This is a genomic window from Streptomyces pseudoechinosporeus, assembly GCF_054783935.1.
Genome location: NZ_BAAGPS010000059.1, coordinates 23,108 through 37,848, shown reverse-complemented (window position 1 = coordinate 37,848; position 14,741 = coordinate 23,108). Strand labels below are relative to the sequence as shown.

Genomic DNA, 14,741 nt, shown 5'->3' with positions numbered 1-14,741 from the left:
GACGCTCGGTCAGCAGTCGCTAGGACGTGCCGAAGTCGGGGAGGGTGAGCGAGCCGTCCTCGGCGAGGGGGAAGCCGGGGTTGTGTGCGATCTCCCAGGCGTGGCCGTCCGGGTCGGTGAAGGCGCCGGAGTAGAAGCCGATGGCATTGGTGGCGGCGGGCTTGGTGATGGTTGCCCCGGCTCGTTCCGCGGCGGTGAGGAGATCGTCGACTTCGGCGTCGGAGCGTACGTTGTGCGCCAGGGCGATCCCGCCGAAGCCGGCTGCGGCCCCGTCCGTCAGCCCGCAGTCCGCCGCGAGCTTCTCGCGGCCCCACAGGACCAGGGCCAGACCGCCCGCCTGGAAGAAGACGGTCTCTTCGACTTCCTGCCCTCGCCAGCCGAGGGCTTCGTAGAAGGTCCGGGAGCGCGCCACATCGGAGACTCCCAGCGTGACCAGACTGATGCGCTGTTCCATGCCAGGACATTAAAGGCCGTCGGAAGGGACGACAACGCAACAGTCGGGCTCACTCGGTCGGCGCCAGGGAGATCCGTATCCCCACCGTCCCCGTCTTCCCGCGCCGCAGTCGGCTGCCGAACAGGACGAGCCGGCCGACGATGCCGTACTTGCGGGCGATGAGCGCGCGGTAGCGAGCGGTGACGTCCTGGCCGCAGATCTCGGCGGTGGCGGGCACCTGTTCGCCGGTCGGGTTGCCGCGCGCGTCGCACGGCCCCACGAGGACGTCGGCGCGGTTGCGGATCCGCTTGACCTTCCAGGCGTCCGCGGCCGACCAGGCACCGAGCGCCTCGCCGTCGCGCACGACCCATACGGGGGTCGCGACCGCCGTACCGTTCTTCCGATAGCTCGTGATCAGCAGGTACTTGGCGGCACCGAGCCGCTCCAGCGCAGTCTTCTCCACGCCGGGAGTCTAGGCCGCAAGGGTGACCTCCAGCGGCAGCGCGGCTGAGTGGCGGACTGATTCCTCTCCGGCCCTCGGGTACTCGCTCAGCTGTGTACAAAGCCGCGGGCGGGGTCTCTTCACCTCGACTGAATACCTCCCTGGGTATTTCTGTTACGGTGAGGGCCAGATACCCCCCGGGGTAATACCGTCCTGTGAGGAGTCGTAGCCGTGTTCTTCGTCGACACCCTGGAATTCGAGGGGCTGGGCAACCGCAGTTACCTGGCCGGAGGCCCCCGAGCCGCCGTGGTGGTGGATCCGCCCCGCGACATCGATCAGGTCATCACCGCTGCCGCCCGGCGCGGGGTGCGGATCGCCTACGTGGCGGAGACCCACGTGCACAACGACTACGTGAGCGGCGGTCTGGAACTGGCCGGTGTCAGCGGCGCCCGTTACCTGGTGCCGGACGGGGCGTCCGTGTCCTTCGCCCGTACTCCTGTCGCCGATGGCGACACGGTCACCGTGGACGACGGCCTGGTGCTGCGCGCCGTGGCCACCCCCGGTCACACCCCGCACCACACCTCGTACGTACTGGAGGAGGACGGCCGGCCGGTGGCGGCGTTCACCGGTGGCTCGCTGCTGATCGGCACGGTGGGCCGGCCGGATCTCGTCGAGCCGCGGCTGACCGAGCGGCTGGCCCGCGCACAGCACGCCTCGGCGCATCGTCTGGCGGACGAGCTGGACGACGAAGTCGCGGTGCTGCCCACGCATGGTTTCGGCAGCTTCTGCTCCAGTGCGCAGGCCGAGGGGGACGCGACCACGATCGGCGCGGAGCGCAAGAGCAACGACGCGCTGACGAAGGATGTGGACACCTTCGTCGCTCAGCTGCTCGCGGGACTGGACGACATACCCGCGTACTACGCGCACATGGGCCCGGTCAACGCCGCCGGACCTGCGCCGGTCGACCTCACCCCGCCGCGGCCCGCGGACGCCGAGGAGATCGCCTCCCGGCTGGCGGCCGGGGAGTGGGTGGTGGACCTGCGCAGCCGCGTTGCGTTCGCGGAGGGCCATGTCGCCGGATCGTTCAACTTCGAGGGCGAGGGCAAACTCGCCACCTACCTGGCCTGGCTGATCCCCTGGGGCAAGCCCGTCACGCTGCTCGCCGACACCGCCGAGCGGATCGCCGACGCGCAGCGCGAGCTGGCCAGGGTGGGCATCGACCGCCCGGCCGCCGCCGCGAGCGGCGATCCCGCCGCGTGGATACGGGACGGGGAGCGGCTCGCCTCCTTCCCGCGCGCCCGCTTCGCCGACCTCGCCGGCGTACACGACGACGTGGTGGTCCTGGATGTGCGGCGCGACTCCGAACGGGCGGGCGGTTTCATCGAGGGTTCAGTGCACATCCCGATCCATCAACTGCCGGGCCGTGTCGGGGAGTTGCCGCCTGGCGTGGTCTGGGTGCACTGCGCGGGTGGGATGCGTGCGGCGATCGCCGCCTCGCTGCTCGATGCCGCCGGGCGGGAGGTGGTGGCTGTCGATGACGGTTTCGAGGCCGCCGCCGATGCGGGCCTCGCCCTGGGGGGCTGCTGATGGATCTCCGCGGCGTCGCGACGCCTGGCACGCACTCCCCCACTCTCGACTCCTCTCCCACTCCCGGCTTCGCTCGAGTGGGGGGACTCCCACAAGCGGGGGGACCCCCATGCGGCGGCATGGTCGCCTGGGCCTGCGCGGGTCTGCCCGTCACCGGCGCGGGCGGCGGTGTCACGGCGTGAGCACGCTGATCCTGGCCCTGGTCGCCGGAGGAGCGGTCGGACTGGCGCTCGGTGCGCTCGGCGGGGGTGGCAGCGTCCTGGCCGTGCCCGCGTTGATCTATCTGCTCGGCTTCTCACCGGCTGCCGCAACGACCGCCGGGCTCCTCATCGTCACCGCCACCTCCGCCACCGCCCTGTACGCGCATGCCCGGGCCGGCCATGTCCGGTGGAAGGCGGGCGCGTTGTTCGCCTCGGCCGGGCTTCTCCCGGCCGCGGCGGCGGGGGCAGCCGCGGCCCGTCTGCCACAGCCGCTGCTGACCGCCGCTTTCGGCGCCGTCGCCGCCGTCGCGGCCTTGCGGATGCTCCGGCCCGCCGACGGCACGGTCGTACGGGACGTGGCAGGGGTGCGGCCGGGCAGGGCTGCCGGGGCGGGGGCGGGTCTGGGGGCGCTGACCGGGCTGCTCGGGGTCGGCGGGGGCTTCCTCGCGGTTCCGGCGCTTGTCACCGTGCTGGCCTTCGAGATGCAGGCCGCCGTCGGTACCAGCCTGCTGGTCATCACGGCCAACTCCCTGGCCTCCCTGACCCTGCGCGGCGCCTCCGCCCCGGCTCTGGACTGGGCGGTGATCGCGCCGTTCACCGCGGGAGCGGTGCTGGGCGCCTGGGACGGCAAACGCCTGGCGGGCAAGGTTTCCGGCCCGCTGTTGCAGCGCGTCTTCGCGATGGTGCTGCTGGCCGTGGCCGCGCTCATGCTCGCGGACGCCTTGGCATGACCGGCCCTCGCCGCTCCCGGCAGCGCCCTGACCGCTTCGGACTTGACCGCTTCGGACTCGGGCGAGCGATCAGCCAAGCCATCAGGCGAGCGACAGGAAGAGCTTCTCCAGACGGGCGCGCATCTTCTCACGGTCACCGTCAACGGCCAGGTCCGAGTCGGCCAGGCAGTGCTGCAGACCGGTGGCGATGATCGCGAAGCCCGCTTTGTCCAGTGCCCGGGAGACCGCCGCGAGCTGGGTGATCACCTCCTCGCAGTCCCGGCCCTCCTCGATCATCCTGACCACACCGGCGATCTGGCCCTGCGCTCTGCGCAGTCGGTTGACCGCCGCCTTCAGTTCCTCGGCCGCCATCGCCAGTTCCACGAGCCGCTCCTTCGATACACACATTCTCCATACCCCTACGGGTATCCTACCCGCAGGCCGCCCCCTTAAAAGAAGAGGAAAGATCCACGTGACCACCACCGCCGTACTCGCCCCGGAACAGGCCCACGCCCGCCTGCACGAGTTGACCGTCATCGACGTCCGCACTCCCGGCGAGTACGCCTCCGGACATCTGCCCGGCGCCCACAACATCCCCCTCGACCACCTCGACCAGGCGCTGTTCGCCCTCAGGAGCGCCGCCGACCGCGGGGACCTCCTCGTCGTGTGCGCCTCCGGTGCCCGCTCTGCCCGGGCCTGCGAACGGCTCGCCGAGCACGGCATCACGGCGGCCACCCTCACCGGCGGCACCAGCGCCTGGACCCAGCTCGGTCACGACATCCACCGACCCGCCGGCGCCCGCGCCGTCTGGGCCATGGAACGGCAGGTCCGCCTGGCCGCCGGTTCACTCGTCCTGGCCGGGCTGGCGGCCGGGCGGCACTGGCCGCGCGCCCGCCTGCTGTCCGCGGGCATCGCCGGCGGCCTGGTCTTCTCCGCCCTCACGGACACCTGCGGCATGGCCCGCGTCCTCGCCAGACTCCCCCACAACCGCCCTCGCGCCACCGATCTGAACGCCACGCTCACCACTCTCACCGAGTGAGGCGTCCTCCGGCGGGCCTGGCGTCGGTTACGCACTGCGGGGCCGGGTACTCACACCGCTCCAGTCGTGCGCCGGCTGTTCCGAGGTGCCCCATGGACTCCAGCGTCGCGGCCCGTCAGCGCGCGTGGGAGTGAGCCCGTCGTCCCCGAGCCGCGCCCGCCCGCGCCGCGGCCAGGGCCAGCACGCCGGTCCCGGTGCCGATGTCCAGCACCCCGGCACCGGGCCGCATCGCCGCCAGCCGCAGGGCCCTCGCCAGCAGCCAGGTGTCGCCCCGAGGCGCGTAGACGTCGGGAGGTCGCAGCAGAAACACAGGGCACGGCACCTCGGCCGAGCCCTTGAAAACCGTTACCGCTGCTCTTCGGCCTCCCCTGCGGTCCGCAGCTGCTCGACGCACCACTCCTTGGCGGTCTGAGCGACCTGTTCCAGCGCGCCCGGCTCCTCGAAGAGATGGGTGGCACCCGGCACCACGTGCAGGGAATGCGGAGCCCGCAAACTGCTGGCCGCCTCTTCGTTGAGCCGCAGCACCTGCTGATCCTGACCGCCGACGATGAGCAGCACGGATGCTCGTACGCGTGGCAGGGCGTCACCCGCCAGATCGGGCCGTCCGCCTCGCGACACGACGGTCAGTACGCGGTCGGGCCGCTCGGCGGCGGCCACCAGGGCTGCCGCCGCCCCCGTACTGGCGCCGAACAGGGCGATCGGGAGCCCCCGCGCCTCGGGCTGTCCGTCCAGCCAGTCGATCGCGGCCACCAGGCGTCGCCCCAGCAGCGGGATGTCGAAGCGGTGCTCGGCGGTCAGGGCGTCCTGGATGTCCTCCCGCTCGCTGAGCAGATCCATGAGCAGGGTGCCGAGCCCGGCCGTACGCAACTCGGCTGCCACCATCCGGTTGCGCGGGCTGTGCCGGGAGCTGCCGCTGCCGTGCGCGAACAGCACCACGGCCCTGGCCTGCGTGGGGAGTATGAGATCGCCGGCCAGCGTCACCTCGTCGGCCGGCACCGCAACCAACTGGGAGATCATCGGGATCATCTTCTTCCTCGGGCCGCAGGGCCCGCGGCTCGACGTTCGACTTGTCCGGTTCTTGACCGGTTCCTCCCCACCGCGTACCCATGGTGGCCCCGGCGAACATCCGGCCCGTACGGCCAAGGAGCATGTCAATCCGCGGCCAGGTCACCCGGCTCGCGATAGCGCAGCAGCACACCCACCCCGTCGGTGGTCGGCCGGGCCCGGTCCTGGTCCACCACGATCAGCTCGGCTCCAGTGCGGGCGGTGGCGTACAGCAAGGCGGCGTCGGCCTGCTCCGCACGCACGGACGTCACCCCGTACGCCTCCAACTCCTTGGCGGACAGGGCGATATGGGACGGCTCCGCGCCCACCCACAGCCGCTCGGGCAGGTGTGGGGAGCGGGTGAGCAGGACGGCTCGGGCCCGGCCGCGTTGCAGAGCGGTGACGACGGCGGTGATGCCCTCGGACTTCTGGCGATGCCTGGCGCGTTGGGCGAGGAAGGTGTCCAGCTGGAGGCGATCCGGTGCGCTCAGCCGGCCGTCCAGCGTGCGGGCCACTTCCGTACCCGTCAGGGGAGGGCCGGAGGCGGTGTCGGCCGCCGTGTCGCGGCTGCTCTCGACGACGGTCACGCGGTTCTGGAGGTGGATGGGCAGGCGGTTGACCAGGACGCCCGACAGCCAGGGGTCGCCCTCGTCCCGGCGGAGCACGACGAGCTCGACCCGGTGACGGCCGGCGAGTTCGGCCAGTTCCTGAGCGACACGAGGCGCCGTGCGCGGCCACTCCTCGACCGGCACGAGACGGCTGAGCCGTGGCCCCGGCGCGACCCGGCTGACGGGCCATCGCCCGCTCTCGGCGACGACCGAGACGTACTCACCCTTCTCTTCGGAGACGCCTCGGGTGAGGGCGACGGTCAGGTACGGGATGTCCGGTGCGCGCTGCACCGCCAGCGGCAGGGTGTCGGGCAGGTCGCCGAAGCGGGCCGTGTCGCGTACGGGCGGGTCGGGCAGGTCCGCCACCAGGACGAGTTGACCGTGCGCGGCGAACAGGGCCTGCCCGTGCCGGCCGGGCAAGTCACGGCCGGTGCCCACCGCCGCGTCAAGGACGGAGACGGTGGCCGCGTCCGTCCCCTGGTCGCGCAGCGTGTCCCGCAGATGGCGCCACCGCAGATCGATCGCCTTGTCGGGTTCGTCGATGTCCCGTGAGGTGTCGAGGTAGGCGCTGGCCCACGGGCCGGGCCGGGAGTAGAGCGGGTCCAGGAACGAGAGCTTCACGGTGGCTCCCTGAGCGGTTCGGCCGTGCGGGGGTGAGGGGCGCGGAACCGGGTCGCGTATGGGTCTTCCGTGTACCCGCTCAGGCTTTCCGCCATGCGCGGGCGGCTGCTGGGTACTCGGCGGGCCCGTACGACATGGCCGGCGATCCGGCAGCCGATGCCAGGAGGAGGATTCATGGGCGTGCAGAGCCTGCCCGATCCCGTCATCAGCAGGGCACCTGCGCCGCGGATCGACCCGGCCGCGCTGGAGGCCGCGTTACGCGAGCGGGTCGACGGCGAGGTGCGGTTCGACGCGGGCAGCCGGGCCGCGTACGCCACCGACGCCTCGAACTTCCGGCAGACGCCGATCGGTGTCGTCGTGCCGCGTACGCCCGAGGCGGGAGCCGAAGCGGTGGCGGTGGCCCGGGAACACGGCGCTCCGGTGCTGTCGCGGGGCGGCGGCACCAGCCTGGCGGGCCAGTGCACCAACACGGCGGTGGTGCTGGACTGGTCGAAGTACTGCAACGTCCTCGAGTCCGTGGACACCGACGCCCGCACCTGTGTCGTACAACCGGGCATCGTGCTGGACGAGCTGAACCGGCAGCTCGCCGCGACCGGCCTGCGCTTCGGCCCGGAGCCCGCCACCCACGCGAACTGCACCATCGGCGGCATGATCGGCAACAACGCGTGCGGCGCCACCGCGCAGCAGCACGGCAAAGTCGTCGACAACATCGCACGCCTGGAGGTGCTGCTCTACGACGGCACCCGTTTCTGGTGCGGAGAGACCAGTGAGGAGGAGTACGCGGAGATCGAGCGGCGCGGCGACCTGCAGGCCACTCTGTACCGGCGGTTGCGGGCGCTGCGCGATACGTACGCGGACGAGATCCGCCGCCGCTTCCCCGACATCCCGCGCCGGGTGTCGGGCTACAACCTCGACTCGCTGCTGCCCGAGCACGGCTTCGATGTCGCGGGGCTGCTCGTGGGCAGCGAGTCGACGCTGGCCACCGTGTTGCGCGCCGAGCTGGAACTCGTGCCGGTGACGAAGGAGCGGACGCTGGTCGTGCTCGGATTCCCGAGCGTCGACAAGGCCGCTGACGCCGTGCCGGAGATCCTGCCGCACCGGCCGATGGCGCTGGAGGGCGTCGACTCACGGCTGATCCGCGACGAGCAGCTCAAGCACCTCAACCCGCAGGCGATCGCCGAACTGCCCGCGGGACGTGCCTTCTTGATGGTGCAGTTCGGCGGGGAGACGATCGAGGAGTCCGACGAACGGGCGCACCGGATGCTGAGCGCGCTCCACGAGAGCGAGCACGACGCGGAGGTGGCCTTCCTGGACGACCCGGCGCGCGAGGAGGAGCTGTGGCAGGTCCGTGAGGCCGGTCTCGGTGCCACCGCACACGTCCCGCACCGGCCCGACACCTTCGAAGGCTGGGAGGACTCGGCGGTGCCGCCCGAGCGGCTCGGCGAGTATCTGCGGCGGCTGCGCGGGCTGTTCGAGGAGTTCGGGTACCAGAGCGACACCGGGCCCAGTCTTTACGGGCACTTCGGTCATGGCTGCGTGCACACCCGCATCCCGTTCGACCTTTACAACGCCGACGGGGTGGCGGCGTACCGCAAGTTCATGGAGCGGGCTGCCGACCTGGTCGCGGAGTTCGGCGGGTCGTTCTCCGGGGAGCACGGTGACGGGCAGAGCCGCGGTGAGCTGTTGCCGCGGATGTTCGGCGACGGGCTGGTCGAAGCGTTCGGGCGGCTCAAGGCGGTGTTCGATCCGGACGACCGGATGAATCCCGGCAAGGTCGTGGCGCCGTACCGGCTGGACGAGAATCTGCGGCTGGGCGCCGACTGGGCTCCGTACGACCCGCAGGATCTGTACTTCCACTATCCGGACGACGGTGGGTCCTTCGCGGAGGCGGCCAACCGGTGCGTCGGTGTGGGCAAGTGCCGACAGCTGACGAACAAGGGTGGCGCGGTGATGTGCCCGTCGTACCAGGTCACGCGGGAGGAGGAGCACTCCACGCGGGGGCGGGCCCGGCTGCTGTTCGAGATGTTGGACAGTCACGGGGACAGTGCGGTACGGGACGGGTGGCGATCGGAGGCGGTACGGGACGCCCTCGATCTGTGTCTGGCCTGCAAGGGCTGCAAGTCCGACTGTCCGGCGGACGTGGACATGGCCACGTACAAGGCGGAGTTCCTGGCCCATCACTACGCCGGGCGGCCGTGGCGTCGGCCGCGCTCCGATCTGTCGATGGGCTGGTTGCCGGCCGCGGCCCAGGCCGTCGGGCGACTGCGGCTCGGGCCGGCCGTCAACGCGCTCACGCACGCGCCCCTGGTGTCGCGGGCTGCCGTCGCCGTCGCGGGGGTCGAGAAGCGCGAGATCCCGCTGTTCGCCGACGAGACTCTGCAACAGTGGTTCGCTCACGCTCGCCACGAGCCGCAGGGCGACAGGGCGCGCGGCACCGTCGTGCTGTGGCCGGACACTTTCACCAACTTCTTCCACCCGCGCATCGGGCAGGCCGCGGTACGGGTGATGGAGGACGCGGGCTGGCGGGTCGTCCTGCCCGCGGAGCCGCTGTGCTGCGGGCTGACCTGGATCTCCACCGGTCAGCTCGGCACCGCCAAGCGCGTACTGACCCGGACCGTGCGCCACCTGGCCGAACACCTCCACGGCGGCGGTCTTGTGGTCGGCCTGGAGCCGAGTTGTACGGCGGTCTTCCGGTCCGATGCCGGCGAGCTGTTCCCCGGCGACCGCGACGTACGCAGGTTGCGCCGGCAGACGGTGACCCTCGCCGAGCTGCTCACCGAGCACAGTCCCGGGTACGCCCCCGCGCAAGTGCCGGAACGCCAGGCGAAAGCGTTGGCCCAGGTGCACTGCCACCAGCATGCGGTTCTGGGCTGGGATGCCGACGCGGAGTTGCTGCGCCGGGCGGGAGTTGACGTCGAGCACCTGGAGTCCGGCTGCTGCGGGCTGGCCGGTAACTTCGGCTTCGAACGGGGCCACTTGGACGTCAGCCAGGCGTGCGCGGAGCGCGTTCTGCTGCCGCGGCTGCGCGAGGCTCCCGCGCGGACGGTGGTCCTGGCTGACGGCTTCAGCTGCCGCACCCAGATCCACGAGCTCGGCAGTACCGGCCACGAGGGAGTCCACCTGGCGGAGCTGCTCGCCTCCGGCCTGCCGGACGCGCCGGGCACCGCCTACGCCGACGCCCCGGGCGCCCGCCCGGCTCCTCCCGGCCGCGTGGCCGCCGGTACCGCACTCGGCGCCACGGGGCTCGCGGCCGCGGGTGCGGCCATGGGGCTGGCTCGGTGGGTGCGGCGGCGGTGAGAGGGGCGCGGGTTGCCTCCGGCGGTTGGGTTTGTTGTTGGGTGCGGGTTGGTTGTGGTTGCTCGCGCCGTTCCCCGCGCCCCTTAGGTGCGTGGTGGGTCGGGGCCGTGGGCCGGTGCGTCAGCCCGTCGCAGGCCGGGCATACGGCCCGGTGTTGGTACAGGGTCCTGGTTCTCCGAGACCGAACCTACGCGACGGGCATACGACGCACCGGCCCACGGCCCCTCCCGCCGGGGGGAGGCTGCGGGGTTCGTCGTGGCTAGTGAGCATGATGGTTGGCGGTTCCGGTCGCGCCCCGTCAGGGGCGCGGGGAACTGCGCGACCAGCCACGACGCACCCGCACCCGCGACACGGCGTGTCACCCCACCCCCTTGGGGGCCTGGGGGCGCAGCCCCAGTTTCGGGAAGGGGCGGGGCTGGGGAAAGAAACCCCCACACCAGCCGCACCGCCGTCAGACGGCGGCGTGTACCAAGGCGTCCAGTTCGGCGGCGGACAGTTCGGCGGTGAAGGCGGTGGTGCCGGGCTGGTGCCTGCGGCCGCCTCGGCCCAGGTAGCCGGCGTCCACTGGGTCGAAGCCGAGGCCGCGGATCAGGCCGGCGACCACTGCCTTGGCCTCCTCGTCGTCGCCGGACAAGGGGATGGCGAGCCGTGCGGGGTCGCCCTTGGGGCGGCCGCGGTCGCGCAGGTTCTGCCAGTGGATGGCGTTGAAGGCCTTGACGAGGTCGGCGCCGGTGAGGGCCCGTAGCTTCTCGCTGGAAGTGGTCCTGTCCTCGTCCAGCTCGGGGTCGTGGCCGTCCCGTTCCGGGAAGTAGTTGCAGGCGTCGACGACGACCTTGTCGCGCAGCTCCGCGATCGGCAGCTCGTTGATCCGCCCGTAGGGGATCGCGACGACGACCAGCTGCCCGAACCGGGCGGCCTCCTGAGCCGTGACGGCCCTGATCGGGCCGCTGATCTGCGCGACCAGGTCCTTCAGTGTCTCGGGGCCACGCGAGTTGGCGATGGCCACCTCGTGGCCGATGCCGGCCAGCCTCCTGGCGAGTGTGGAGCCGACGCGACCGGCTCCGATGATCCCGATGCGCATGGTGTTTCCCCTGCCGGTGTCTGCGGGCGGGCGCTGGAATCTCCCGCGATCTCCAGACGGAGTTTCCGGATAGGCGCTGACGAAACGACCGCCGAGAAAGGCCGCACGCCCGTTTGCACCACCCAAAGTGACGAATCAGTCACCTTGCGCGTGAATGGTCAGCATCAGCCCCTTGTGGGCGCACCACACAACCGTTCCTAAAGACTGAGTGGGAGTGAGTCCTGGTGCCAGAACCCGTGCTCAGCCGGGTGCCCCGAACGGTGTTGGGCACCCTGGTCGCCCGCTTTCGCTCCACCACCGGGCGGCGCGCATCCGATGCGCGGTCCGGGCAGGTGGGGGCGGGGTTCCTCACGCCTTCGGGTCTCCGGTCCGGCCTGGACGGTCCGATGCCCCGCAGCACCACTCCGGTGCTGCGGGGGCGGTGCCGTCCTCCCCCAGCTACCGCTGGGAGGTGCCCCCAGCCGGACCGGGTGCCCGAGGGCGCGTCGCCCGACCGCGATGCTGGCCGCATCGTGCCGGGAAATCTTGCGTCGTGGGGTGGTCAGCGGCTGCTGCCAGTGCTGGGCACCCCACTTGCTGGTGTAGGCCGGGTCGACCGCGACGACGGCCACGTCCTGCTCGGCGGCCATCGCAACCAGCCGGGCCTTGAGTCTGGCGGTGGGGAAGCGGGAGAGCAGGCGGCGGAAGCGTTTGTTGCGGCCGTGCTGCTCCCGGCCCTTCTCCGCCGCGAAGTCGAGATCCTCGAGGGCGATCGCGGCGGCCCCGCACCGGCGGGTGTAGTGCAGCAGCCGGGTCAGCGCGTGCCGGATCTGCGCATCCCGGTGCGCTGTGCTGCCCGAGAGGTCGCAGAAGAAGCGCCGCGGCTCGCCGACCGGGTTGCCGTGCCCGTCCAGGTGCCAGGCGGCCAGGTGGTCGTCGTTCATGTCCACCCCGACCACCCCCCGGGCCAGCGCCGCCTCCAGCGGCAGGACCGGGGCGGCGGCGCGCTGCCAGGACGCGGTGACATACCAGCGGCCGCGCGCCGTGTCGTGGTGGATGCGGTAGGCCACCGCCCGGTTGGCGGTGATCCGGTCGCGCCACTCCTCGCCCCGGTGCCGGAAGCGCACGGTCGCGTCCAGCAGGTACCGGCCGTGCGGCGCGTTAGCCAGGTGCGCCAACTCAGCCGGGAGCTTGATGAAGATGTGTCCGGTGTCGGTGACGCGGATGGTCTCATTGCCGAAGCGTCTACCGGACTCCCCGTCCGCGGCCAGGAACATCCGCTGCGCCTGCCACCGCTCCCGCCACTGCTGCTCGCTCAGCCCGGCCTCCTGAAGGTGGTGGCGGGCGAGGGAGAGGCGCTTGCCGCCGCGCACCACGTGCACCCGGCCCGCCTCCCAGTCCGCCTCCACCACCGCCAGCCGGTGCTCGAGGGCGTGCAGGCGGCGGGACTTGGCATGCCACTCGGCACGCGAGCCATAGCCGCGCACCAGACCTGCCCGCTTGTCCGCCTTGGCGCCCAGCGGGCGGGCCAGCCGCGCCTCGATCGAGGCGATCTGCCCGCGCAGCCAGGTCAGATGGGCCACCTGGCCACGCCGGGCCAGCGCCCACTGGTCGTGGGTGGCCTTGGTGATGCTGCCTGCCCAGCGCGCCGACGACCTGCCCGTCAACTCCCGCTTGCGCACCGCCCACGTGGCGGCATCGTGCCCCAGCCCCTGCCGGGACCGCTCCGCCAGATCACTACAGGCCAGCGAACCGAGGAACACCCCGACCTCACGCAGCACCGCCGCATCCGTCTCGCTCACCCGCAGCCGGTCCCGGATGGCCACCCCTGCGGAGCCGGGCACCACGAACGACGCCGCCAACTCCCGCAGCCCGCCCACCCGTTCACCCCCACCCGGTCGAAGATCCCGTCACGGCAGTCAACGAGCACCACCCGCAAAGGTCACCCATTCGACCCAAGAACCCGCGTTCCCCGGGAATCGGGGTCCAGAAACACACTCCATGGCAGTTCCCCAGTTTCGGCGGACCACTGGACCGCCACATCAGGCCCCGGCACTCACTAATGCTCGCCAAAAGACACTGCCGCTCAGTACACCAACAGCAGTTCCTGACCCCATACAGACGAGACGAACGGATGCACCATGCACGTGAAGCGCTGGGCTCCCGTGGCCCTCACCTTCCTCGCCCTGTCCGGGACGTCCGCCGCGCCCGCGATCGCCGACGAACGGCCCGAACTCCCCAGGCCCGACCGTTACTTCCTGCGCGCGGCACACCAGGGCAACCTCGCCGAGATCGCCGCCGGCTGGGACGCCCGGCGCCACGCCACCACCGACTGCGTGAAGAAGGCGGGCGCGACCCTGACGACCGACCACGCCCGGCTGGACGAGCACGGCAGGGCCCTGGCCGACAAGCTGGGCGTCCCCCTGCCCGGCATGCTCACCGCCGCCCAGCTGCAGGAACTCGCCACGGTCAAGGCCAGGGCCGGCACCGCCGAGTACGACGAGGCCTGGCTCAACTCCCGGCGGGCTGCGCACAAGACGACCCTGGCGCTCATCGACCGGCAGCTGGACTCGGGCTCGAACCCCGAGGTCAGGGCCGCGGCACGGGCCGCCCGCCCAGTGGTGGCCAGGCATCTGCGAATGATGCGCGCAGACACCTGCCGTACGGAGTCGGAGTCGGCTCCCGCAGCCATGCACGCGGATTCCGGCGCCCACTCGGCTGCCGACGCGGATACCAGCAGTCAGTCGGCCGCCGCCGACAACCGGGAGGCCATCCTGGGCGCCGCCGCACTCGGTAGCGGTGGTGTGCTCATGATCATCGGTTGGCGCATGGCCGTCGCACAGCGGCGTTCCACGGACGAGCACTGAGACGAAGCGCAGCGGGCACTGAGACGGGCACTGAACAGACGTGCCCGCCCTCGCCGGCCTCTCTGCCATCCTGGCCTCGTGCCGCAACCGAGCCCCGTCACCCCCGACGCCCCCACCCCGATACGCACTCCCCTCCTCACCCAGCAATGGCTCGACCTCGCCTTCATCCACTGGGCCGTCGAACCGGACGTCGTGGCGGGGCTGTTGCCGAGAGGAACCGTTCCCGACACGCATGACGGAGTGACGTACATCGGGCTCGTCGCCTTCCGGATGCACCGGGTCGGCTGGCTGCGTCTGCCCGGGGTGCCGTATCTCGGGACCTTCCCGGAGACCAATGTGCGCCTGTACTCGGTGGACGCGCATGGGCGCCGCGGTGTCGTCTTCCGCTCGATGGACGCCTCCCGGCTGATCCCGGTGGCGATGGGCCGCATCGGCTTCCGGCTGCCATATCTGTGGTCCCGGATGACCGTCCGCTCCACCGGCGACACCGTCACGTACACCAGCTCCCGCCGCTGGCCCGGCCCGCGCGGCGCGTACAGCCGGATCACCGTACGGACTGGTGAACGCATCGAGGAACCCACCGAGTTGGAGCACTTCCTCACCGCCCGCTGGGGCATGCACAACGCCTTCTTCGGCGGGGCCGCGTATCTCCCGAACGATCACCCGCGCTGGCCCCTCCACCGCGCCGAACTGCTCACCTGCGAGGAAAGCCTCATCACCGCGGCAGGCCTTCCCGCCCCGAGCGACCCCCCGGTCAGCGTCCTGTACTCCCCCGGCGTCCCGGTCCTCCTCGGCCGCCCGTCCCGCCCGGCGGGCATCCCGACTCCGTAATG

The 14,741-nt window shown here is 71.7% G+C and carries 14 protein-coding genes; 6 read left to right on the top strand and 8 right to left on the bottom strand.

Annotated elements, in window-relative coordinates; all coding sequences use genetic code 11:
• Positions 1–19: 19 nt before the first annotated feature.
• Both ACYVO6_RS38250 and ACYVO6_RS38245 read right to left on the bottom strand, forming a co-directional pair.
• Positions 20–454 carry a VOC family protein gene (locus ACYVO6_RS38250; RefSeq protein ID WP_461069586.1) on the bottom strand — a complete coding sequence of 145 codons (435 nt, stop codon included), beginning with the start codon at positions 452–454 and terminating at the stop codon, positions 20–22.
• A gap of 49 nt (positions 455–503) precedes the next feature.
• The gene (locus ACYVO6_RS38245; RefSeq protein ID WP_461069584.1) at positions 504–896 is read right to left on the bottom strand and encodes a PPOX class F420-dependent oxidoreductase; all 393 of its coding nucleotides are present in this window, start codon (positions 894–896) and stop codon (positions 504–506) included.
• A 210-nt stretch (positions 897–1,106) separates the two neighbouring features.
• Here ACYVO6_RS38245 and ACYVO6_RS38240 point away from each other — a divergent pair, with 210 nt between their 5' ends.
• On the top strand, positions 1,107–2,462 hold the full coding sequence (locus tag ACYVO6_RS38240; protein ID WP_461069582.1) for an MBL fold metallo-hydrolase: 1,356 nt from the start codon (positions 1,107–1,109) through the stop codon (positions 2,460–2,462).
• A 178-nt stretch (positions 2,463–2,640) separates the two neighbouring features.
• Positions 2,641–3,393 carry a sulfite exporter TauE/SafE family protein gene (locus ACYVO6_RS38235; protein WP_461069580.1) on the top strand — a complete coding sequence of 251 codons (753 nt, stop codon included), beginning with the start codon at positions 2,641–2,643 and terminating at the stop codon, positions 3,391–3,393.
• Positions 3,394–3,474: 81 nt separating this feature from the next.
• Here the strand turns inward: ACYVO6_RS38235 and ACYVO6_RS38230 are convergent, their stop codons facing one another.
• Positions 3,475–3,756: a metal-sensitive transcriptional regulator gene (locus ACYVO6_RS38230; RefSeq protein WP_461069578.1), complete on the bottom strand. Its 282-nt coding sequence runs from the start codon at positions 3,754–3,756 to the stop codon at positions 3,475–3,477.
• Positions 3,757–3,844: 88 nt separating this feature from the next.
• Between ACYVO6_RS38230 and ACYVO6_RS38225 the strand changes: the two genes are divergently transcribed.
• Positions 3,845–4,411, top strand: a complete 567-nt coding sequence (locus ACYVO6_RS38225; protein ID WP_461069576.1) for a rhodanese-like domain-containing protein — start codon at positions 3,845–3,847, stop codon at positions 4,409–4,411.
• Between the two features lie 115 nt (positions 4,412–4,526).
• Here ACYVO6_RS38225 and ACYVO6_RS38220 read toward each other — a convergent pair whose 3' ends face one another.
• The 3 genes from ACYVO6_RS38220 to ACYVO6_RS38210 all read right to left on the bottom strand — a co-directional run bounded on the left by ACYVO6_RS38220 (position 4,527) and on the right by ACYVO6_RS38210 (position 6,684).
• The gene (locus ACYVO6_RS38220; RefSeq protein WP_461069574.1) at positions 4,527–4,721 is read right to left on the bottom strand and encodes a 50S ribosomal protein L11 methyltransferase; all 195 of its coding nucleotides are present in this window, start codon (positions 4,719–4,721) and stop codon (positions 4,527–4,529) included.
• A 35-nt stretch (positions 4,722–4,756) separates the two neighbouring features.
• On the bottom strand, positions 4,757–5,428 hold the full coding sequence (locus ACYVO6_RS38215; RefSeq protein WP_461069841.1) for a dienelactone hydrolase family protein: 672 nt from the start codon (positions 5,426–5,428) through the stop codon (positions 4,757–4,759).
• A gap of 134 nt (positions 5,429–5,562) precedes the next feature.
• Entirely contained in the window at positions 5,563–6,684 is a 1,122-nt protein-coding gene (locus tag ACYVO6_RS38210; protein ID WP_461069572.1) for a baeRF2 domain-containing protein, read from the bottom strand.
• A gap of 174 nt (positions 6,685–6,858) precedes the next feature.
• On the opposite strand from ACYVO6_RS38210, the gene ACYVO6_RS38205 reads away from it, so the two are divergent.
• Entirely contained in the window at positions 6,859–9,981 is a 3,123-nt protein-coding gene (locus ACYVO6_RS38205) for an FAD-binding and (Fe-S)-binding domain-containing protein (protein WP_461069570.1), read from the top strand.
• A 451-nt stretch (positions 9,982–10,432) separates the two neighbouring features.
• Here ACYVO6_RS38205 and ACYVO6_RS38200 read toward each other — a convergent pair whose 3' ends face one another.
• Together ACYVO6_RS38200 and ACYVO6_RS38195 are read right to left on the bottom strand one after the other, a co-directional pair.
• Positions 10,433–11,062: an NADPH-dependent F420 reductase gene (locus ACYVO6_RS38200; protein ID WP_461069568.1), complete on the bottom strand. Its 630-nt coding sequence runs from the start codon at positions 11,060–11,062 to the stop codon at positions 10,433–10,435.
• 197 nt (positions 11,063–11,259) lie between these two features.
• On the bottom strand, positions 11,260–12,921 hold the full coding sequence (locus tag ACYVO6_RS38195; protein ID WP_461069566.1) for an IS200/IS605 family accessory protein TnpB-related protein: 1,662 nt from the start codon (positions 12,919–12,921) through the stop codon (positions 11,260–11,262).
• A gap of 261 nt (positions 12,922–13,182) precedes the next feature.
• Here ACYVO6_RS38195 and ACYVO6_RS38190 point away from each other — a divergent pair, with 261 nt between their 5' ends.
• Both ACYVO6_RS38190 and ACYVO6_RS38185 read left to right on the top strand, forming a co-directional pair.
• Positions 13,183–13,908 (top strand): DUF4142 domain-containing protein, encoded by a 726-nt coding sequence (locus ACYVO6_RS38190; RefSeq protein ID WP_461069564.1) that lies wholly within the window; start codon positions 13,183–13,185, stop codon positions 13,906–13,908.
• Between the two features lie 78 nt (positions 13,909–13,986).
• Complete coding sequence (locus tag ACYVO6_RS38185) at positions 13,987–14,739, top strand: YqjF family protein (protein ID WP_461069562.1); 753 nt, start codon at positions 13,987–13,989, stop codon at positions 14,737–14,739.
• The last annotated feature ends 2 nt before the right edge of the window (positions 14,740–14,741 follow it).